Raw genomic sequence first — 21,929 nt, 5'->3', positions numbered from 1 at the left:
TGATTAGTAACCTAGCACTAGGCCTGGTAGGAATAGGCTTAACTGAGGAATAAAGGTTACAGCCAGTAGCGCGGCAATCAGTGCGGCATAAAATGGCAGTAGTGGCTTGATAATCTTATCGATGGAGACTTTGGCCACCGAACAACCGATAAACAGTGCACTACCTACCGGCGGTGTACAGATACCTATCGCTAAGTTGAAGGTCATCATGATACCGAAGTGAACCGGATCGATACCTAGGTCTAGGGCGATGGGTAGGAAGATTGGTGTAAAGATAAGCACCGCTGGTGTCATATCCATGAAGATACCAACAATCAATAGGATTAAGTTGATGATCAGCAGGATAACCAGTGGGTTCTCAGAGACAGCCAGTAGGGCATCGGCAATCATATAAGGGATATCGGCATTGGCCATCGCCCAAGACATACCCATTGAAGCACCGACCAGCAGCAATACAATCGAGGTCGTTACTGCCGATTCCAGAATGATTTTCGGTAATTGGCTGAATTTTACTTCACGGTAAATCAATACGGCGAGTACGAAGGTATAGACAACCGCAATGGCTGATGCTTCTGTTGCCGTGAAAATACCACCAATAATACCGCCCATAATGATAACGATCAGCATCAAAGAAGGCAGAGCTTTTAGTAGTGTGTCCCACACTTGAGCAAAGGTTGGTTTGGGTGCCAGTGGGTAGCCGCGGCGTTTAGCAATAAAACCTGCGACACACATCAAGCTAAGACCCATGATGATCCCTGGAATGTAACCACCCAAGAAAAGAGCCGCAATCGATGTACCACCAGAAACCAGTGAGAATACGATTAGTGTATTACTTGGTGGGATCAACAGGCCTGTTGGGCAAGAGGTAATGTTAACCGCCGCCGAGAAGTGTTCATCGTAACCATCTTTCTTCTGTAGCGGTGACATGGTGCCACCAACAGCAGCTGCAGATGCTACAGCCGAGCCAGAAATTGAACCAAACATCATGTTTGCCATCACGTTTACGTGTGCCAGTGAACCTGGCAGTCGGCCACCTAATACTTTGGCGAAGTTGATTAGGCGGATAGCAATACCGCCTTGGTTCATGATATTACCGGCAAGAATGAAGAATGGGATAGCCAGCAGTGCAAAGTTATCCAGGCCCGCAGCCATACGCTGTGCCACAACGGCTATTGCTGGTTCGAGCGGTAAGCTCATCATGATTGTTGCAAGCGACGATAAACCGATAGCAAAAGAAACAGGGATCCCCAAAGTAAGGAGAACTGCAAAGCTACCAAAGAGTGTGAGAATGACTTGCCATTCCATAGTGGTAATCCTTTATATATTTAATTAATTCTGTTGGGCTTCAGGGGCTGGGATATCGCCAGAGAGCAGTTGTGATAGTTTTTCAAAACCGAAAACGGCTGAGTAGAAGATCATCAGCGCGCCACTAATTGGCAAGCAGAAATAGATGTAGCCCATTTCTAGGCCTAGCGCTGGGGTTACCTGTCCCGTTGACAGTGTTTTTAGCGCTAGGTTTGTGCCGCCGTAAACCAAAACGATGAAAGCAAAAGCGGCAATTGCAAGCTGGATAACAATTTCGTTGATTAACTTTCGCTTACCACTTAATTTCATTGTGAGAAGATCGATAGCGAGGTGACGTTTTTGACCTGTGGTGTAGGCTGCACCGATTAAGGCGACCCACATAAATAAATAGCGAGCGAGTTCGTCAGTAACAGTACTTGGTTTACCAATGACGTAGCGTGAAATTACCTGCCAAATTACACAGAAAACCAAGAAAGAAGACAGCGATACTGTAAACATCGCTAACCCTCTGTTTATATAACCAACCAATTTGTTCATCTTTAGTTCCTTTCAATGGGGATTCGTGTTCTATGGTTTGGTTAACCAATGTAAGAAAACATTAATAAGTTCTATGCATAGACACGGTCATTTCTGGCTGAAATTATAGGGAAGGGCGCTAGAAAGTCATGTGAGGAGCATCACATTTGTATTGGTTAACCAATTCTAGGGTGATTATTGTGATATAGGTCAACCAATTGGCTTTTTAGGTTTGACGGTTTGTCCATTTGGCGACAATATTGACCCCGTAAACAAACATACCCTACATAAATGGATTACCAATCTCACGGAGATAACAATAATGATGACACGCAAAAATGTGTTAACAGCAGTAATCGGCGCAGCATTAACTTTTGGTGCAACAGCTTCTGCATACGCTGCAACAACACTAAAGCTAAGCCATAACCACCCACGTGACCATGCGGTACACCAAGCAATGGATGCGATGGCAAAAGAAGTACGTGCTCTTACTGATGGTGAAGTGCGTATCCGTATCTACCCAGATGCGCAGCTTGGTACCCAGCGTGAGTCAATGGAGCTGATGCAAAACGGTGCACTAGAAATGGTGAAAACCAATGCTGCTGAGCTAGAAGCATTTGCCCCAGCTTATGCTGCCTTTAACCTTCCATACCTTTTCCGTGATAAATCACACTACTACAATGTTAAGGAAGGTGAAGTTGGTGAAGAGATCCTAGCGTCTTCACGTGACAGTGGTTTTGTTGGTGTGACTTACTATGATGCCGGTGCACGTAGTTTCTATACGTCTAAGCCAATCAATACGCCTGAAGATCTGAAAGGCATGAAGATTCGTGTTCAGCCTAGCCCTTCTGCCATTGCTATGGTTAACGCATTGGGTGGTAGCCCGACACCGCTAGCATACGGTGAGCTATATACTGCCCTTCAGCAAGGTGTTGTTGATGCAGCTGAAAATAACATTCCATCATTTAGTTTGAGCCGTCATGGCGAAGTTTCTAAGTACTTCAGCCTGGACGAGCACACCATGGTGCCGGATGTATTGGTTATTTCTACGAAAGCGTATGATGGCCTTTCTGAAGAGCACCGTGAAGCACTGAAAACAGCATCAATGAACTCGATGGAGCTAATGAAGAAGCTTTGGGCTGAGTCAGAAGCTGAAGAGCGTGCAAATGCTGAAAAACTAGGCGTAACATTTGTTCAGCCTAATAAAACTGCGTTCGTCGAGGCAGTACAGCCAATGTATGATGCACTAGAAACATCAGACCCTGAGCTGAATGAAATTGTTGAGCGCATCCAAGCTGTTCAATAAGACCCGAAAGAAAATAAAATAAGTGTAATAACATGGTGTTGCCACATTTTTTGATAAAGAGGTTGACCAATTATATTTGGTCATTATGATGGCGTAATAGTGCAATGGAAAATAGTGAAAATATCATCATGATGCCTTTTGAACCCAAACGCCCTTATCAAGAGTTAGGGTTGGTACTAAGACAAGAACTTAGAGACGGCCATTACCAAGTAGGGGATCGTTTACCACCAGAGCGTGATATTGCAGAAAGACTTAATGTCAGCCGTACGGTTGTGCGTGAAGCGATTATTATGCTCGAGTTGGAAAATCTTGTTGAGGTAAAGAAAGGATCAGGAGTATATGTACTGAATATTCCTAATCACTCTAACGGTCGTGAGAATGTAATCAGTGATGATGCAGGCCCGTTTGAAATGCTGCAAGCTCGACAGTTGCTGGAAAGTAACATTGCTGAATTTGCTGCTACTCAAGTGACACTCAGTGATATTGTCAAAATGCGCACTGCACTTGAATTGGAACGAAATGAAATCGCATGTGGTTCTGTGAACTGCACAGGTGACGAGCAGTTCCATCTTTGTATCGCAGAAGCGACTCAGAATTCAGTGCTGGTTGATATGCTAAAGCATTCTTGGGAGCGTCGTGAGCAAAGCCCTATGTGGAAAAAGCTTCACACTCATATCAATGACACGGCTTATCGTGAAGAGTGGTTGGAAGATCACGCTAAGATCCTGGCTGCCATGCAGCGTAAAGATCCTATTGCGGCTAAGAATGCCATGTGGCAACACCTTGAAAATGTAAAGCAACGCTTATTAGAACTTTCTGATATTGATGATCCGAATTTTGATGGCTATTTATTTAGCTCAAATCCGGTTGTTCTCCTTGGTGGTGAATAAACATCAATAATAATTAATGGTGCAGGCCAATATATATTGGCCTCAATTTTCTGACAGTTAATTCTTAGCTGTTATTTTAAAGTCAAAAATACTTAACATTGAAAATGTTCAAGCGGGTTAAGTATGTCTGTAAAAAGGTGATTGTCATGGAACAAACCTGGCGCTGGTATGGCCCTAATGATCCTGTTTCTCTTGATGATATTCGTCAGGCTGGTGCAACAGGTATAGTCAACGCATTACACCACATTCCAAATGGTGAAGTGTGGACAAAAGAAGAAATCCTTAAGCGTAAAGAGATTATTGAAGCGAAAGGATTAACTTGGTCTGTTGTTGAAAGCGTGCCTGTACACGAAGAAATTAAAACGCAAACAGGTAACTACCAACAATGGATTGATAATTACAAACAAACATTACGTAATCTTGCTGAATGCGGTATTGATACGGTTTGTTATAACTTTATGCCCGTTTTAGATTGGACTCGTACCGATTTAGAATTTGAAATGGCAGATGGTTCTAAAGCACTGCGTTTTGATCAAATTGCCTTTGCTGCATTTGAATTACATATTCTTAAGCGTCCAGGTGCTGAAAACGATTATTCAGCAGAAGAGCAAGCACAAGCTCAAGACTATTATAATAATATGTCTGACGCTGATATTGCCAAGTTAACCGGTAATATTATTGCTGGCCTTCCTGGTGCTGAAGAAGGTTACACCCTGGAAGAATTCCAAGTTCAGTTAGACCGTTATGCTGGCATAGATAAAGATATGTTACGCCAGCATATGAAGCATTTCCTGAGTGAGCTAATGCCTATCTGTGATGCAAACGGATTGAAGATGGCGGTTCACCCTGACGATCCACCGCGCCCAATTCTTGGTCTGCCACGAATCGTGTCTACGATTGAAGATATCAATTGGTTGACGTCTGAAGTACCAAGCCAAAATAATGGTATTACCATGTGTACTGGCTCGTACGGTGTCCGCGGTGATAATGATTTGGTTAACATGATCAAGCAACACGGTGATCGTATTTACTTTACACACCTACGTTCGACGCAACGTGAAGATAATCAAATGAGCTTCCATGAAGCGGCCCACCTAGATGGTGATGTCGACATGTACAATGTCGTTATGGCCATTTTGGAAGAAGAACAACGTCGTGATGAAGCTGGCATTACCCGTTTGATCCCGATGCGACCAGATCATGGCCATCAGATGCTGGATGACCTCAAGAAAAAGACAAATCCAGGTTATTCGGCTATTGGCCGCTTGAAAGGTCTTGCGGAAGTACGCGGCCTAGAAATGGCGCTCAAGCGTGCATTCTTCAAAAAATAGATAGTCCTTTTATACCCATGTAAATTGAGTATACTTACCAACCTTTGGCCCGATTATCGGGCCTTTTTTTGTTTCTCGATCAAGCTGACATTTATTTTTTTGTTCTCCATGTATGCTGTTTCTCACCCATTTTTCTATGGGTTATTTCTCGTATCCAACACTTGCCACAAAGGGATTACATATGGCAAATAAACTATCATTTAAAGTTAAAATTATTACCACTTTGATAGCTATTTTAATAGCAACGGTGATCACCTCATTCTTTAGCGTCAATTATTACCTTAGCCGTTATATTTTTGACAGTGATGCCCAGAGTATCAATGCTCAAATTAGCTTAGTGAAAGATAAGCTGTATGATGACATTATAAATAAAGTCTTGATTTCTGAAAATATTAGTTTGGATATAACAAGCGTCCAAGAGGTGACGGAACGTGCTGGATTTTATTCAGCTGCGAAGGTTATTTCTGATTTTGTTATCACAGATAAAGGTCGTATTGATGATGAAACAGAAGCAAGCCGATATATAGATTTGATAAAAAAAGCAAACGGTACAACAGTTAGTGATATTTTCTATCAAAATGATATTCCTTTAATCTCAATTACTGTACCTAGCAGTAACGGTGGTGATATCTTTTATCTCGATTTAAGAAATACTCAACAGTTACTTTCTCAGTCTTCGGTTGAAGGAAGCTACTTTGATTTGACGGATAACAAAGGTACTTTGTTGTTCAGTAACCGGATTGATGGTGATCTCATCCCTTATACTAATCAGTTTGATGTTGGTGATAGTCAATGGACCCTGACCGGCTATATTGATCGGGGCTACATTCAGCAAAATACCAATGCATTGAGTAGTAGTATCACCATGGCGCTCGTGCTGGTGGCATTGATTTCAATCCCTTTGAGCATTCTTTTTATCAATACCATTTTCAAGCACCTTAGTGCATTGAGAAGCATCATTGTTGGCCTGTCGCGTGGCGATGCAGATTTGACGCAGCGGTTAGATGTGTACAGTAACGATGATTTGGGCAAGATAGCGTCGGGTATTAATGGCTTTATTGAAAACCTTCAACGAATGATGAAAGAGGTCGCACAGTCGAGTAATGAGATAGAAAGGGAGGTTGTAGCGCTTAAAGCCAAAGCTGAGTCAAATAAGTTACTACTAAACCAACATACCCAAGAAACGGAAAAAGTGGTTACTGCGATTAACGAAATGAGTGCAACTGCCGATTCTGTTGCTCAAAGTGGTGTACAGGCTTCCGAGTTTACTTTGCAAACCAATATTGAAGCTGAAAAGTCAAAAGAGGTTGTTCGTGTGGCCTCATCCAGTGTTAATGCATTGGCTGAAGAAGTGGATTGTATGTCCTCTTCCATTCAAACAATGAGCAATGATTTCGAAAAAATAGATAGGGTACTGCATGTGATTGGCGAAATTGCCGATCAAACCAATTTATTGGCTTTAAATGCTGCGATTGAAGCTGCAAGAGCAGGTGAGCAAGGCCGAGGTTTTGCGGTTGTTGCTGATGAAGTCCGCGCGTTAGCCGCAAGAACCCAACAAAGTACTTCGGAAATTGATGCGATGCTATCTGATCTTCGTAAGGCAACATCTACCGTGGTGCAATCTATGGATACCACCAAGGGGAGTTGTGCTCAAACGGTTGAACATACCGCAAATGTGATGAGCTCATTAGATGTCATGACGGGATCTATTTATCAAATTAATGAATTGACTGCTCAAATAGCTGAATCAGCTAAAGAACAAAGTGTGGTAACTGAAGAGGTGAATCAGAACATGATTGCAATTCATGACATGATCCGCGAGTTAAATAATAACGCTGAAGATACTGTTGCAAGTAGCGAGCAACTCGCTGTAACGAACAGCCAACTGAATGGCATGGTAGGTAATTTTAAACTTCAATAAGAAATGAAGCGGGTTTCTTTGAGGTAAATCTAACTCATTACGAAATAATAAGCTTTATGCCTAGCATAGGGCTTATTTTTTACATCATTTATTTATCATTAATTTTAAATAATGTTATCCATCCTTTGCTTTTGGTCTGTAAATCAATGTCTTATGTTTGTTTCCCTTTTGTCACTGTCATTTTGTGACAAGAGGATGAAGAGCCTGGTTCAGAACTAAGGAAGGACATTTTATCCGCGAGTTATGATCGAACAACTGGCGTTTACACCGAAGTTAAAAACCGTACGAACTTAAACGGGTACTATGTTGGTCGTCAGTCTGAAAGTATCAGCTTTACTTATTTAGTTGATGGCCCTGAATCTGAGCGATATGTCGACTTTACTGGAACTTGGAAGGCCGTAGCAACACGTCTTGGTTGTGATTCGGTTGCAGAGTCAACGTATGAATTCAACAGCGATGGTGTTGTGGTTAAAGGTATGGAATTTTCTAGCGACTGTGAGCTGGAAGAGCTAGATGAAACTGTCTCTTATGCTGATCTTGCCGCTATGGATTACTGGTGGTTTACTACGAATGGTGAAGGCCATGAGAGTAAGGCGACTCTTGCACAGTTGAACAGCACTATTCGTTGGTGCGATAGTGATGATTTAGAATCGTCAGACGTTTGTGACGACAAAGATATTAAGATAAACCGTTGGGAATACATTCCGGCGGGTAAAGGTTGGGACCTAGGGGTGTTAAACCGCCGTACACTGGGTGCATCGGGTGATATCAAGTCTACAATTTCAATGTATAAAAACTAAGTCAGCCTTAAAACTCGAGTTTATTGAAGAGTAGCATTTTTGTTTATAACGCATATTTCATGCTAGACATTAAACTCTTAAAAAAGCCAGCGAGGTATACCCGTTGGCTTTCTTCTCGCATTATACCCACTAAAATCTTCCCTTTCCCATAATTCTGTCACCAATGGTAAGCGATTTACTGTCACCAATACCTAATTAAATGCCATAGAGGCGAATTATAAGTTGAAGTAATATAAAATTATAAGTGATAATCAATATTATTATCACTTTTTTCGTGGAGTATTACATGGCCCAGGCGATGAGTCCAAAGATGAGCCCAAAACAACTTTCTGTCGTGGGTAACGAGCTGATCACCCCAAACATGATCCGTTTAACGCTTGGCGGTGAAGGGAGCCAACACTTTTCTCAAGAGAGTGTCGGGCAATATGTGAAGTTCCTTTTCACTGCTGATGGCAGTACAGATATCAGTGCGCTGCCTGAGGGGCAAAGACCGATGATGCGCACCTTTACAGTTTCAGGCTATCAAGCCGGAACTAGGGATGAAGCAGGCACAATCACGATTGATGTTGCCAAACATGAACTGGCTGGAGTTGATGGTGATATGACACCTGAGATTGGTGGTTACGCATCCCGCTGGGCGCTCAAAGCGCAAGCCGGTGACACTATCTCGTTGGTAGGCCCTCGCCCAATTCAAGCAATGCCTGTTGATGCAGAACGTTTTTTGTTGGTAGCAGATATGACGGCTCAAACAGCGTTACAGGGCAAGTTAGCATTATTACCTGAAACTGCTGAGGGTTTTGTTGTTCTTGATGTGACGGCCGAAGCGGACGTACAAGCATTAAACCTTCCGACTGGGGTGACGTTAGTTGTTAACATCAGTGGTGGAGGTTTGTTATCTGATTCCGTCAAAGCGTTAGACTTAGATTGCAGCGACCTTGCTGTATGGTGTGCCTGCGAATTTAGCGAGATGCGTGCTGTTCGCAGTTACATTACTTCTGAGAAAGGTGTTGACCGCAAAATGTGTTATTTCAGCAGCTATTGGAAAAAAGGTGTGACAGAAGACGGTCACAAAGTGCTGAAGCGTGAAGACAGCATGGCGTTGGAAGCACAAACTCTTAAAGAAAAATAACGTAATCACAATACAAGTTGTGAATAAACAGCCCTGATATATAAACTATCAGGGCTTTTTGTTGCTTTTATATTATTGGATGAATAATAGTTTTATGTATTTTATATCTTGTTAAATATTGTTCATCAGCTGCCGTAATACATACAAATCCGGCTGCCATCGACCTCTTGGATCTTGAATGGAATGTTGTAGATATCTTCCATGATTGACTGCTGGATAACGTCATCAACTTTACCGCTTTTGATCACTTCACCTTTTCGCATTGCGACAATATTGTCGGAATAGCACGATGCGAAGTTGATATCGTGGATCACGATAACGACGGCTTTATTCATCTTATGGGCAAGCTGGCGGATAGTCTGCATAATCTCAACAGAGTGCTTGATATCCAAGTTATTCAGCGGTTCATCAAGGAAGATATAGTCAGTATCTTGCGCCACTACCATCGCGATGAAGGCCATTTGGCGTTGACCACCACTCAGTTGATCCAAGAATTTATCTTGAATATCAGTGATATCAAGGTGCTCAAGCGCTTCGTCAATAACGCGGTTATCTTCATCGGTTAAGCGGCCCTTGCTGTGCGGGAAGCGACCAAAGGCAACCAGTTCACGAATAGTAAAGCGCATATTGATGTTGTTCGACTGACGCAACACGGCTAAACGTTTAGACAGCTCTTGGGTATCCCACTGTGATAGCGGTTTTCCGGCGATCAATACTTCACCTGCATCACTTTCGGTCAGTCGGCTAGCCATCGAAAGTAGGGTACTTTTACCCGCGCCATTCGGGCCGATAATTGAGGTTACTTCTCCTAATGGGAACAGCGCGCTCGCCTCGTTAACCACCAAGGTGTTGTTATATTTTTTTGAGAGTCCAGTTAATTTAATCATGATAAATCAAAACTTGTTACGCATTAGAAGATAAAGGAAGTAACTACCGCCAACAAAGTTGATGATGACGCTGATAGTGGTATCGAAAGCAAAGACTTTTTCAATCATCCATTGACCACCAACCAGCAGTACAACAGACATTGTGCTGGCTGCCAGCATTAGGAAGCTATGGTGGTAGCTACGAAATAGTTGGCGAGTCAGGCTAACGACGATTAAGCCGAAGAACAGTACAGGCCCCACTAAGGCTGTTGATATTGCCACCATTACGGTGATCACCATCATTACCTGCATCGTGACCTTGTGAGTATCTACGCCTAAGCTTTTGGCATTGTCCGTACCCAGCCAGAACACATCCAGTTTATGGGCAAGGGAATACAAGATAGCGATACAGATCCCCAGCGGAATAGTCGACCAGTACACCAGATCGGCATTGACGTTATTAAAGCTGGCAAACATGGTGTTCTGCAAGTTGGCAAACTCGTTAGGGTCGAGGATCATGGTAAAGAAGTTGGAAATACTGCTAAACAGACTGCCACAGACGATACCAATGAGTAGCAGAGTGAAGACATTGCTATTGGCCCGACGGAAATACAGGCTGAACAGTACCATGGAGAAAACGCTCATCGTTAGAGTCGTGATCAGAAAGTTAACTTTCGCATCAGCAAACCACACGCTCATACTACCGAACATCACGATGATGATGACCTGAATCATTACGTAGAGCGAATCGAAGCCAAGGATAGAAGGCGTTAAAATTCGGTTGTTGGTAATGGTCTGAAATACCAGTGACGACGTTGAAATCGCAATAGCGGCCAGAACAATGGCCATGACTTTAGGGAGTCTTAACGATAGGAAAAACTGGTAATTCTGGGCATTAAGACCCTGACCAATAAAGTAGACAGTAATGAGTAACCCCAATACCGCGAGTAGGGAGACTTTAACACTGTCACGCATTGGATTTATCCTTCAGTACAAGAGCAATAAATACCGCACCACCGAAGATACTGATGATCATCGAAATTGGCATTTCATAAGGGAAGATAATCAAGCGACCTAGGATATCGCACGTTAATACCATCACTACGCCCCAGTAGGCTGTCCAAGGCAGGTTACGGCGCATGTTATCGCCCATGAAAATAGCGACTAAGTTTGGAATGATTAACCCCAGAAACGGAATGACACCAACGATCATAACGACGGTCGATGCAAGGATTGCTACTATCAACACGCCAATGAAAACGATCTTTTGGAAATCTAAACCAATATTTTTAGCAAAGCTTTCACCAACACTGGCAGCACTAAACTGGCTGGCGTAGTAGTAGGCGATCAAACAAGCCGGTAGGGCAAGGTAGAGGAATTCGTAGTTGCCTTGAAGAACAGAGGCAAAGTTGGCAACCGTCCAGGCCGACATGGTTTGAACAAGATCATATCGGTAGGCGATAAACGTCGTCATTGCTGAGATGACATTGCCGTACATAATACCGATCAGAGGTACCAAGACAGCATTCTTAAACTGTAGTCGTTGTAAAAACTGAACGAATAATAGGGTACCAACTAACGAGAAGGTAAGGATAACCCCTAGACTAACCCAGCGGTTGGCACCGGCAAAAAAGACAATACCGAGAACGTATCCCAACATTGCACAATCAATCGTACCCGTAGTCGAAGGGGCAGCGAAGCGGTTTTGGCAGACTTGCTGCATGATCAAACCTGCGACACTTAGTCCCGCACCGGCTAGACAAATAGCAAGTAGGCGAGGCAGACGGCTGCCAAGAAGAATGGATAGGGTATGTTCATCGCCGGCTAGCAAGCTATCAAAACTAATATTGGCAACACCAATAAAGAGTGAAAACGCTGCTAGAGGGAAAAGGGCGATAACCGCCCAGAGTAATTTTTTATTATGCATGAGTATTTATGCCCGGCTATTGCCGGGCTGATAGGTTGTTATTGAGTAGATGTTACTGCTTTTCGAGCATCATCAATCATGATTTCTGTTGCATTAACCCCTGCGATTGTCAGGTACCATGCGCTTGAGTTTAGGTAGACAATGCGGTTGTTCTTATAAGCAGGGGTGCTCTTGATCAGCGGGTTATCAAATAGCTGCTGCGCTTTACCAGAGCTTTGGCCAATAGCGTTTTCACGGTCAAGGACGAATAGTACATCAGGCGCTGCATCAGCGATGAATTCAAATGAGATTAGATTCCCATGAGGGTTTTGGGTATCAGAAGTGCGGGCTGGCGCAAAGCCAAATTCGTCAAACAGCACAGAGAAACGGCTGGCTTCACCAAACATTGAAACGTTATTACCGTTGTTCATAACGGCCAGTGTTTTCAGGCCTTGCTCTTGTACTTGCTCGCGTACTTCAGCGAATTGCGCTTCTGTTTCAGCAATCAGTTGCTCAGCTTCTGCTTCTTTGTTAAAGACTTTGCCCAGCATACGCCAGTTTTTCTTGGTGTCTTCCCAGTAGTTACCGTTCTCGACGACGTGCATAACAGTTGGAGCGATTTGAGATAGCGTTGGGTACGCGTCTGCTGCACGACCTTCCGCGATGATCACATCAGGGTTCAGGGTGAAAATCTGCTCGAAATTCGCTTCTTTCATGCTGCCGATTGAGGTGGCTTTTTCACTGTAATCAGCAAGGTATTCTGGCAGCATTCTAGTTACCGCACCAACAGGCTCAATACCAAGTCGGTTTAGAGTATCAAGACTGCCGTGGCCACCAACAACAACAACACGTTGCGGTGTGTTTTCAATGGTCGTCGTGCCTAATGTGTGTTGAACAGTAACGGATTCTGCCAATGCTGGTAAATTGATTGCCATTGCACCCATAAGAAGTGCTGATTTTAGCGCAGTAGTAAAGCGAGTCATAACGAACCTTGTAAATCTTAGAGCTGATTAAAAGCTGATAAATGCAATCTAATCACAAATGAGAATTGTTTTTATTGATATTACTCATGAAAGAGGCATAAAGGATAGCAATATTAATGTTTACTTACACTCTATCGCTCGGAATGTTATTTGTAGCACATTTAAGGTGCTTCACTGTGTGTTGTCAATGAATAGTGGTTATTCATATTTTGAATGTGTATTCTTCTTGTATTCGCAAAGTGCATTTGGGTGGCTATCTCAGCCATCTAAGCTTAAAAAAACAGCAATTAATTAAAAACAAGAACATCAAATAAACTATGAATTTATGCCAAATAGATATCAGTCATCTTATCGTTCTGAAACATCTTCTAGAGCGAAAGCACGTTTCAAATACTGCGCAGGCGTTGAATATCAGTCAGCCATCTGTAAGTCGCTCGCTGCAAAAGTGTCGAGCGCTGTTTAAAGATGAGCTTCTAGTCCGAGTTAGTCATGGCTATGAGTTGACGCCAAAAGCGGAGTCGGTAAAGGCCGAACTCAGTGCTATGCTGGCTTCTTTGGAGAGGTTGGTGCACAATCAAAAGTTTGATCCAAAAACATGCCAAAAGTCATTGAAAGTCTTCGGTTTGGTTCCACAGGTGAATTGGTTACTACCGAAAGTTTTCCAATACCTCAGAGAGCATGCGCCGTTATTGACACTCGAGCTAGATACCGTACCTAAGCGACACTTTGACGCCTTAATCGCCGGTGATGTCCACTTTGTTCTCTCAACTCAACAGCCTCCTTCATCAGAGCAAAATATCTATCGTAGCTTTATTGCGTCGCGAGATTTCAGGTTATTGATGAGTGCTGATCATCCCTTAGCAGAGCAGGATCTGACTCCGGAAAAGTTGGCTGAATGCCAGTTTGGTCAGATTTCATTACATGGAGACAGAAACTTATCCATTGAGCAACGCTTTAGAGATCTTGGTTTGAGCGATAGGAGTAAGCCTGTTTCTACGCCATTGATGCTGACTAACTTCAACGTCGCTCCTGCCATGGCTGAACACTCAGACGTGATTTTCCACTTACCAACCCCTTTTGCCGAAGAAGCCTGTGTTAGCCGTAACTTAGTGGCGCGTCCTGTACCTGAAGGACTGAGGTCTCCCTATCAAGATGTTTATTTGTATTGGCATAAGCGATATCACAATGATGACTTGTGCATGTGGGTTCGCGAGGTAATCAAGCAGTTGTATATAAGTTGAAAGGTGAATGCGTTCCTGAATGGGTATTCTTAATATGAATAGTCACAATTCATATTAAGAATGGAACTTGTATTGCTATTTATCCAAATAAGATATCTAATGCGAATCATTATCATTTTGTTTGGCTTTATAGTTCTATAAGGACATTTATGTTTACCAGCTCCCACTTCATTCGCAAGCCCTTGGCATTGGCTGTTGCTTCTGTGTTTTTATCTGCTCCTGTGTATGCAGAGTTCGATCTTCAAGAAGAGAAAACAGATGAGCAAATGGTTGTTACTGCAACTCGCACGGAGACAACGTTAGCGAAGGCGCCAGCATCGATTTCAGTGGTTACGGAAGAAGACATTCTTTCAGAGCCAAGCTTGGCATTGAATGATTTGGTGCAAAACATTGCTGGTGTTGAAAGTCAAATGGACGGTGGCCGAGCTGGGCGTGAAATGATCTCGATTCGCGGTCTGAATCCTAAATTTACTATGATTTTGGTGGATGGTCGTAAGCTTAGCTCTTCAAATGCTATCTTCCGCGGTAACGACTTTGATTTGTCTGCGATTCCAAAAGAAAGCATTGAGCGTGTAGAAGTCATTCGTGGCCCGATGTCAGCACTGTATGGTTCTGAGGCATTGGGTGGGGTGATCAACGTTATTACAAAGCAACCGACCAATGAGTGGAATTCACAGATCAGTGGCGATTACAGCTACCGTGATGATGACAACGGTGGTCAATACTCTGCTGGGTTTAACACTTCTGGTGCGCTGATTGATGATGAACTGTATATGTCGTTTGCTGTTAGCCAAACACAGCGTGATGCTTACAGCGCTTTCTCTGGTCAGGCAGAAGGTTCAAACGGTGAATATGATCGCTCGCAAGCGACAACACTTGAAGAACGCGAAACCCTTGCGGTAAGCGGTAATCTTCTTTGGTATATCAATGATATGCATGATATCGCGTTTGATTTTTCTTATACCGACGATGAACGTGACGGTATGATTGAGTCAACAGTCGGCCTTACTGACTCTGACTCACGTGTAAAACGTGATATGCAAGCGCTAACCTACAACGGTATGTTCGATTGGGGTGAAGCGCAACTTCGCTATAACCGTGATGCGGTATCGAGTGTTGATGCAGCGGAAGTCGACACCGGTGTGTCTGATATCGATGAAACAAACCAGCAAGTTTATGGCCATGGTACAACCTATTTTGGCAGCCACACGCTGACCTTTGGTGGTGAGTGGAGCTATTCAGAGCTTGATAACCCTGAGAGCCTAACAGAAACCGGTAAGGCCGATGTTCATGAGCAGGCACTGTTTGTACAAGATCAGTGGGAAATTAATGACGCTTATACACTGACATACGGTACTCGCCTCGATTTTCATGAATCATACGGTAGCCACTGGAGCCCGCGTGCTTACTTGGTTAATACAGTAACGGATAAGCTAACGTTGAAAGGTGGTGTGGGTTCGGCATTTAATGCACCAACTCTACTGCAAACATCAGAAGAAAACGTCATTAACAGCTGTAAAGGTGATTGCCAGGTTGTTGGTAACCCAGATCTTGATCCAGAAACCAGCGTTAGCTACGAAGTGTCTGCTATCTACAACGAGGCGCTTTGGAGTATTGAAGCCGGCTTATTCCGTAATGATATCAAAAACTTGATTGATCAAGACCGTGATAATGTTGTGGATACCTCACCGGATGGTCGTGATATTTACACTTACAAGAATATCAACAAAGCAATGACTCAAGGTCTTGAATTGACCGCTCACTATAACGTGACTGAGTCAATCCAGCTTAACGGTGCCTATACGTATCTGGATACTGAAGATAAATCAACGGGTAAAGCACTTGAAGACCGCCCAGACCATCAAGCGAATGTACGTGCTACTTGGTACGCGACTGATTACGTTGATACCTTCCTACGCGTTAACTACACAGGCGAAGCCCTGATTGATTCTGGTAGTGATTTATACCGTCCAAGCTTCACAACTGCTGACCTAGGTATGAACTACCTGATCAACAGCGATTGGCGTCTACGTGCCGGTGTGCGCAATATTACTGATGAGCAGTTTGATGATTTTGAAGTGACCCGTCGTAGCTACTCCATTGAACCACGTAGCTGGTACTTGGGTATGACAGCTAATTTCTAATGTTATAACGCATAATATTCAGTGAAAGATAGAAAAACGGGAGCCTTTAAAAGGCTCCCGTTTTGTTTCGTTGAAACTTGTTATTGAGTGTTAAATACCCACTGTCATGTGCAGGCCGTAGAAGATACCGCGGCCAACCAATTCTGATAGCAGCACCAAACCAAAGCTAACCACCATTACGGGTACACCCGGACGGCTGTTCATTAGGTTAGGGATAAACCATACCGCTAGCGCAGCCAGTAGAAGGCTGATACGGATAATCTGTAGCTGAGCCATGTTCGGGATTAGCTCTGCAGCTGTAATCACCGATGTTTGAATGTCAGCAAGACCAATCAGTTGGCTAACTAGAGCAACGAGGCTAATCACAATGGCAACTGCACCCACGTATGGCAATACGCGATCAAGCTTAACCATTTTGTGCTGAGCGCCGGTTAGTAGCAGGTGACCGAAGATCAGGCCAGATACTACCATGGTGCTTAGGAAAGCGATTGGTGTGTACACCGTGTTCCACGTAGGCACTGTGTCTAGCAGGTACAGTTTGGTCATTGAGAACATAAAGCTTAGACCCACCATCATGCCAGCAATAAGTAAAGCCTTGCGGATCTTCTCATTGCCTTTATCCAGCATTTCTAGCAGCCAGTAACCACCACCCAGAGCGAAGAATGCGCTACCGGTGAAGATTTCATTGGATAGCCAGGAGCTACCCACATTGTTGAGTGCGTTGAATGCACGCAATGGGCTACCTAGGTGCATGGTTGAAGCCATAAAGCCCATCCCCATGATCACCCAGATGAAGAACATAGCTTTATGTACACGGTCATTCACACCGATACATAACTTGCCGCTCAGGATCACGGCACCCAGTAGGATGAAAGCACCCACAGCTGTTTGTGCCAATACAGTAAATAGGATCAGGGGCCATTCATGCCAAGCCATCTTATACCTCCTTAGGGTTTGCTAGGAAACCGGTACGATCGCCAGTAGGGCGGGCATGACGGTTTGCTTTGATGACGAGGTTTGGTTTTGTTTTTAACGACGACGGTAGCGGTGCGACATCAGCATTAGTGCCGTACTTTGCACGCAACTCATCGATAGGACCAAACTCAAGAGCACGAAGCGGGCAAGAGCCAACACAGATAGGATCTAGACCTTGGCCTACACGCTCGTAACAGCCATCACATTTGGTCATGTGACCTTTCTCTGCGTTGTACTGTGGTGCACCGTAAGGACAAGCCATTGAACAGTACTGACAACCGATACAAGTATCAGTATCAACCACAACAAGGCCATCTTCTTTACGCTTGTGCATAGCACCCGATGGACACACCTTGGCACAAGCTGGCTCATCACAATGGTTACAGGCAATAGATAGGTAGTAAGAGAAAACGTCCTGACGGAAAGTTTCACCTTCTTTTACCCAGTTACCACCGGTGTATTCGTAGACGCGGCGGTAGTTAACGCCGATGTCTGAGTCCTTGTTATCTTTGCACGAAAGCTGACATGTTTTACAGCCGGTGCATTTGCTTGAATCGATATAAAAACCGTATTGTTTCATGGTTTAAACCTTATGCTTTTTTCAGCAGTTGCACGTCGACTAGATTGGTGTGTTGCGGGTTACCTTTCGCCAGCGGGCTTGGGCGCTGGGTGGTCAATACGTTAATGCTACCGCCTTGATCAACACCGTTCTTATTGGGTGCGTACCAAGCACCTTCACCTAGTGCAACAACACCCGGCATCATGCGAGGGGTTACTTTCGCCGTTAGGTGAATTTCACCGTGCTCATTGAAGATGCGGATGGCATCATCGTTTTTGATCCCGCGTTGTTCTGCATCCATCGGGCTCATCCACATTTGTTGTGGAGCCGCTTCCATCAGTTGCTCTACGTTGCCATAGGTTGAGTGAGTACGAGATTTGTAGTGGAAACCTGTAAGTTGAAGAGGGTAATCCTTACGTTTCGGATCGTCCCAACCGTTAAAGGTTGAAGCGTATACCGGCAGCGGGTGGATCACGTCACCTTCAGGCAGTTCCCATTCAGCAGCAATATCTGCAAGGCGTTCAGAGTAGATTTCAATTTTACCCGATGGTGTCGCGAGTGGGTTGCTTTCTGGATCTTTGCGGAAATCAGCGTGGGCAACGAAGTGCTCAGCCTTACGCTTGTAAATACCTTGTTCACGCATCGCATCAAAGCCCGGCAGAGTAGGGTCAAGCTCACGAGTTTGTGCATACAGGTGGCGTAGCCAACCTTCTTGATCACGACCTTCGGTGAACTCTTTTTCAATACCTAGGCGTTTAGCAATGCCAGTACAGATGTCATAGATGCTGCGGGCTTCGAAAACAGGTTCAATAGCTTGGCTGGCAAAGATGAAGTACGGCATGTTTGCCGCTGCGCCGTCCATACAGAAGTCAGATTGCTCTGAAGTTGTAAGATCAGGTAGAACGATATCAGCGTACTTGGCAGATGAGGTCATGTGGTTATCAACAACGACGATCATTTCACATGCTTTGTCATCTTGTAGGATGTCATGCGTACGGTTGATGTCTGAGTGTTGGTTGATTAGGCAGTTACCCGCATAGTTCCAGATGAACTTGATTGGCACATCCAACTTGTCTTTACCACGGACACCATCTGCTTTTGCTGTCATCTCTGGACCGCGTGTAATCGCATCTGTCCATAGGAACATCGAGATAGCTGTTTTAACTGGGTTCTCAGGGATAGGGAAACGAACGAAAGGAATCGCTTGGTTACCTTCACGAGAACCGGTACCACCACCATTGATACCGACGTTGCCGGTCAGGATTGCTAGCATAGCAATTGAACGAGCCGCTAGTTCACCGTTGGCATGGCGTTGAGGGCCCCAACCTTGGAAGATTGCACAAGGCTTAGTTGAGCCGATTTCACGCGCAAGTTTGATGATAATGTCAGCAGGAATACCAGTAATGTCAGCAGCCCAAGCTGGTGATTTCTCAGTTTGATCTTCACCACGGCCAAGAATGTATGACTTATAGTCAGAATTTGCAGGCGCAGAAGCAGGTAGCGTCTTCTCGTCGTAACCAACACAATATTTATCAAGGAAAGGCTGATCGACCAAGTTCTCGGTGATCATCACGTGCGCCATACCGGCCACAAACGCGGCATCGGTACCCGGGCGGATTGGAATCCACTGATCTTCACGGCCACCGGCTGTATCGGTGTAGCGAGGATCAATCACGATCATTTTGGCGTTGGAACGCTCTTTGCCTTCCATCAAGTGGTGGATCTGGCCACCGCCTGACATACGGGTTTCAGCAGGGTTGTTACCAAACTGAACAATCAGTTTGGTGTTCTCAAGGTCAGAGAATGAGTTGTTAGCACCGTTACCGTAAGTGTAAGGCATACCCGCAGCAATCTGCGCTGTAGAGTAGTCACCGTAGTGGTTTAGGTAACCGCCGCTTAGGTTCATTAAACGAGCAATCAAGGTTGCGCCTGGTGGCCACGATTTAGTGACTGTGCCACCCAGGGTACCTGTACCGTAGTTCAGGTATACCGCTTCGCTACCGTAATCTTTACGGATACGGTTCAGGTTGTTGGTGATTTCATCAAAAGCTTCATCCCAGCTGATACGCTTGAATTTACCTTCACCACGTTTACCAACACGCTTCATTGGGTACTTCAAGCGGTCAGGGTTGTATACACGGCGGCGCATTGAGCGACCACGCAAACAAGCACGTACCTGGTGATTACCGTACTGGTCATCACCGGTGTTATCAGTCTCAATCCATTTAATTTCACCGTCTGAAACGTGCATACGTAGCGGACAACGGCTACCGCAGTTTACGGTACAGGCACTCCAAACGACCTTTTCATCGGTTGTTGTTGCGGCTTCGACTTTACTCGATTTAAATGGCAGTGAAATACTGCCGGCAACTGCAGCTAATCCACCTAGCGCCGAACTTGACTTAACAAAGTCTCGACGGGTGAATTTAGGTGCCAATAGCTTTTTGAATTGTGATTTCATGACACGACATTCTCGGTATTGACTAATAGTCCTACCCTAAGTGGGTAGGCTTCTGACACGTATTTTTCCGTCAGTGAGAACGTTTAACTTTGCCGTCGATCAAGAAATCATGGGGAATATTTTTAAATATCAATACATTTGTAACAATGTGAGTGGAGGGGTTAATGTGTGTAACAGGTTGTTTCTTTGTCTGGGTTGATGAGAGTGCTTCTCATTCATTATCAATGATTTAAAGTAGGAAATATTGTTCTGAAGCATGTTTTTCGTATTTGTTATCGGCTATCGTTTTGATCGAAAATACTGGTGGTTAACATAATTGAGCTGTTATTCCACTGGTATCATGAAATCTTATTGCAAGATATTACATATTTTTGGAGGCAAATGTGACCATGGAGCACATTTCAACAATCGCTCGTATTCTGGGTAGCTTTTTTTATTATCCACTTACTCATGAGACGAACCAGCAAGTCTGTCAAATGATTGCTGATGATAGTGATGAACAAGAAGGTTCACTGTTTGCAGAGTTGCTCCAAGCCGTTGAGGCCGACGGAGCAGAAGATCTTGCGATGGACTTCCAGCAACTTTTTGAAGGCTGTGAAGTGATGCCTGCGCCTCCGTGGGGATCAGTGTACCTTGATCGTGAGCAAGTCATTTTTGGTGAAACCACCGTTGATTACCGTCATTTTCTGGCTGAGAAGGCAATGAGCCTTGATACGGGTATGCGTGAGCCTGAAGATCAGTTTGGCTTGATGCTAATGGCGATGTCGAAGTTGGCTGAAACGAATGATAATGAGTCTATTAAGGTGTTGTTATCAGTTCATTTGCTTCCGTGGGCCCCTCGCTATCTAGAATTAATGCAGAAAAATGCCAAGACGCAGTCTTACCAATTGTTAGGTGCGATGGCACAGCAGTGGTTGGCATTTATCACCGAGGAACTTGCGGTGTCAGCAGTGGAGAAAAAGGTTTACTTCTAATGGCTGAACGTGACGAACGATATTACAAAGCATGTATGGAGCATTACACGGTAAGCCGCCGTGGTCTGCTTCGAGGTTTGTTCTCTGGTGCAAACCGCGTAAAGAAAGAGGCGCAAACACCGGTAATCGTTCGCACGGTTCCCCGGCCTCCGGGGGCGATCGAAGAAGCATTATTTCTGCAAGTTTGTCAGTCATGTGACGAATGTGAGAAGGCTTGCCCCCAGCAAGTGATTGAGCGACCGGAAGGCTACCCTCAATTAAATCTTGAATACAATGACTGCAGTCAGTGTGGGGAGTGCCAAAAAGCTTGCCCGACTCAAGCTCTTTCATCCGCAATCAAAGATATTGGTGTGCGGCCGGAGTTCTCTGCTCGTTGTGCTAACCGCTTATCAGGTTACTGTGAACTTTGCGCCGAGCAGTGCCCCCATCAGGCTATAGATATTAGACAAAACCAAGTGCCAGTAGTGAGGGTTGATTCTTGTGATGGATGCGGTCAGTGTCGAACATCGTGCTATGGTGGTGCAATTACCATGGCTTTTCCAAAAAACTAACCTTCTTTCGCTAAACCTAATTTGATTGACTTCCCTTAGTGCATGTAAGGTATCTATTCATCCGCAATGGG

The 21,929-nt window shown here is 44.4% G+C and carries 19 protein-coding genes; 10 read left to right on the top strand and 9 right to left on the bottom strand.

Translation table 11 applies throughout. The annotated features are described in order from the left end of the window. Positions 1-3 precede the first annotated feature (3 nt). Together ACVA53_RS11070 and ACVA53_RS11065 are read right to left on the bottom strand one after the other, a co-directional pair. Positions 4-1,305 (bottom strand): TRAP transporter large permease, encoded by a 1,302-nt coding sequence (locus ACVA53_RS11070; RefSeq protein ID WP_446505121.1) that lies wholly within the window; start codon positions 1,303-1,305, stop codon positions 4-6. Positions 1,306-1,329: 24 nt separating this feature from the next. Further along, a complete protein-coding gene (locus ACVA53_RS11065; RefSeq protein WP_446505120.1) occupies positions 1,330-1,842 on the bottom strand; it encodes a TRAP transporter small permease in 513 nt (170 codons plus the stop codon). A 301-nt stretch (positions 1,843-2,143) separates the two neighbouring features. Between ACVA53_RS11065 and ACVA53_RS11060 the strand changes: the two genes are divergently transcribed. From ACVA53_RS11060 to ACVA53_RS11035, 6 genes are all read left to right on the top strand, one after another. Continuing rightward, positions 2,144-3,127: a TRAP transporter substrate-binding protein gene (locus ACVA53_RS11060; protein ID WP_446505119.1), complete on the top strand. Its 984-nt coding sequence runs from the start codon at positions 2,144-2,146 to the stop codon at positions 3,125-3,127. 104 nt (positions 3,128-3,231) lie between these two features. Continuing rightward, complete coding sequence (locus tag ACVA53_RS11055) at positions 3,232-4,017, top strand: FCD domain-containing protein (RefSeq protein WP_446505118.1); 786 nt, start codon at positions 3,232-3,234, stop codon at positions 4,015-4,017. A gap of 146 nt (positions 4,018-4,163) precedes the next feature. Continuing rightward, positions 4,164-5,348, top strand: a complete 1,185-nt coding sequence (gene uxuA, locus ACVA53_RS11050) for a mannonate dehydratase (RefSeq protein ID WP_446505117.1) — start codon at positions 4,164-4,166, stop codon at positions 5,346-5,348. A gap of 181 nt (positions 5,349-5,529) precedes the next feature. After that, positions 5,530-7,269 (top strand): methyl-accepting chemotaxis protein, encoded by a 1,740-nt coding sequence (locus ACVA53_RS11045; protein ID WP_446505116.1) that lies wholly within the window; start codon positions 5,530-5,532, stop codon positions 7,267-7,269. Between the two features lie 476 nt (positions 7,270-7,745). Next, on the top strand, positions 7,746-8,069 hold the full coding sequence (locus tag ACVA53_RS11040) for a hypothetical protein (protein WP_446505115.1): 324 nt from the start codon (positions 7,746-7,748) through the stop codon (positions 8,067-8,069). A 310-nt stretch (positions 8,070-8,379) separates the two neighbouring features. Then, entirely contained in the window at positions 8,380-9,198 is an 819-nt protein-coding gene (locus ACVA53_RS11035; protein ID WP_446505114.1) for a siderophore-interacting protein, read from the top strand. Between the two features lie 125 nt (positions 9,199-9,323). Here the strand turns inward: ACVA53_RS11035 and ACVA53_RS11030 are convergent, their stop codons facing one another. From ACVA53_RS11030 to ACVA53_RS11015, 4 genes are read right to left on the bottom strand one after another with little or no spacing between them, the layout of a single operon-like run. After that, positions 9,324-10,085: an iron ABC transporter ATP-binding protein gene (locus ACVA53_RS11030; RefSeq protein WP_446505113.1), complete on the bottom strand. Its 762-nt coding sequence runs from the start codon at positions 10,083-10,085 to the stop codon at positions 9,324-9,326. 6 nt (positions 10,086-10,091) lie between these two features. Then, complete coding sequence (locus ACVA53_RS11025) at positions 10,092-11,039, bottom strand: iron chelate uptake ABC transporter family permease subunit (protein WP_255044659.1); 948 nt, start codon at positions 11,037-11,039, stop codon at positions 10,092-10,094. Then, entirely contained in the window at positions 11,032-11,991 is a 960-nt protein-coding gene (locus ACVA53_RS11020; protein WP_255044658.1) for an ABC transporter permease, read from the bottom strand. Before ACVA53_RS11020 ends, ACVA53_RS11025 begins: the two co-directional genes overlap by 8 nt. 38 nt (positions 11,992-12,029) lie before the next feature. After that, positions 12,030-12,953 (bottom strand): siderophore ABC transporter substrate-binding protein, encoded by a 924-nt coding sequence (locus ACVA53_RS11015; protein ID WP_255044657.1) that lies wholly within the window; start codon positions 12,951-12,953, stop codon positions 12,030-12,032. A 317-nt stretch (positions 12,954-13,270) separates the two neighbouring features. Here ACVA53_RS11015 and ACVA53_RS11010 point away from each other — a divergent pair, with 317 nt between their 5' ends. Further along, the gene (locus ACVA53_RS11010; protein ID WP_446505112.1) at positions 13,271-14,194 is read left to right on the top strand and encodes a LysR family transcriptional regulator; all 924 of its coding nucleotides are present in this window, start codon (positions 13,271-13,273) and stop codon (positions 14,192-14,194) included. A gap of 149 nt (positions 14,195-14,343) precedes the next feature. Next, on the top strand, positions 14,344-16,338 hold the full coding sequence (locus tag ACVA53_RS11005; protein ID WP_446505111.1) for a TonB-dependent receptor domain-containing protein: 1,995 nt from the start codon (positions 14,344-14,346) through the stop codon (positions 16,336-16,338). 90 nt (positions 16,339-16,428) lie between these two features. On the opposite strand, the gene ACVA53_RS11000 is transcribed toward ACVA53_RS11005, so the two are convergent. Genes ACVA53_RS11000 through ACVA53_RS10990 form a run of 3 tightly spaced genes read right to left on the bottom strand, consistent with a single transcriptional unit; the run spans position 16,429 to position 20,333 of the window. Next, the gene (locus ACVA53_RS11000) at positions 16,429-17,274 is read right to left on the bottom strand and encodes a dimethyl sulfoxide reductase anchor subunit family protein (protein WP_446505110.1); all 846 of its coding nucleotides are present in this window, start codon (positions 17,272-17,274) and stop codon (positions 16,429-16,431) included. A 1-nt stretch (position 17,275) separates the two neighbouring features. After that, positions 17,276-17,893, bottom strand: a complete 618-nt coding sequence (locus tag ACVA53_RS10995) for a DMSO/selenate family reductase complex B subunit (protein ID WP_255044653.1) — start codon at positions 17,891-17,893, stop codon at positions 17,276-17,278. A gap of 10 nt (positions 17,894-17,903) precedes the next feature. Continuing rightward, entirely contained in the window at positions 17,904-20,333 is a 2,430-nt protein-coding gene (locus tag ACVA53_RS10990) for a DmsA/YnfE/YnfF family dimethyl sulfoxide reductase (RefSeq protein ID WP_255044652.1), read from the bottom strand. 389 nt (positions 20,334-20,722) lie between these two features. On the opposite strand from ACVA53_RS10990, the gene dmsD reads away from it, so the two are divergent. Both dmsD and napF read left to right on the top strand, forming a co-directional pair. Beyond that, positions 20,723-21,307, top strand: coding sequence for a Tat proofreading chaperone DmsD (gene dmsD / locus ACVA53_RS10985; protein WP_255044662.1), 585 nt, complete (start codon positions 20,723-20,725; stop codon positions 21,305-21,307). Next, complete coding sequence (gene napF, locus ACVA53_RS10980; protein ID WP_255044651.1) at positions 21,307-21,858, top strand: ferredoxin-type protein NapF; 552 nt, start codon at positions 21,307-21,309, stop codon at positions 21,856-21,858. The genes dmsD and napF overlap by 1 nt, the downstream gene beginning before the upstream one ends. Positions 21,859-21,929 lie beyond the last annotated feature (71 nt).

It is taken from the genome of Photobacterium sp. DNB23_23_1 (genome assembly GCF_052873815.1).
The sequence above is the reverse complement of the archived record's forward strand: the minus strand, read 5'-3'. Positions and strand labels throughout refer to the sequence as shown.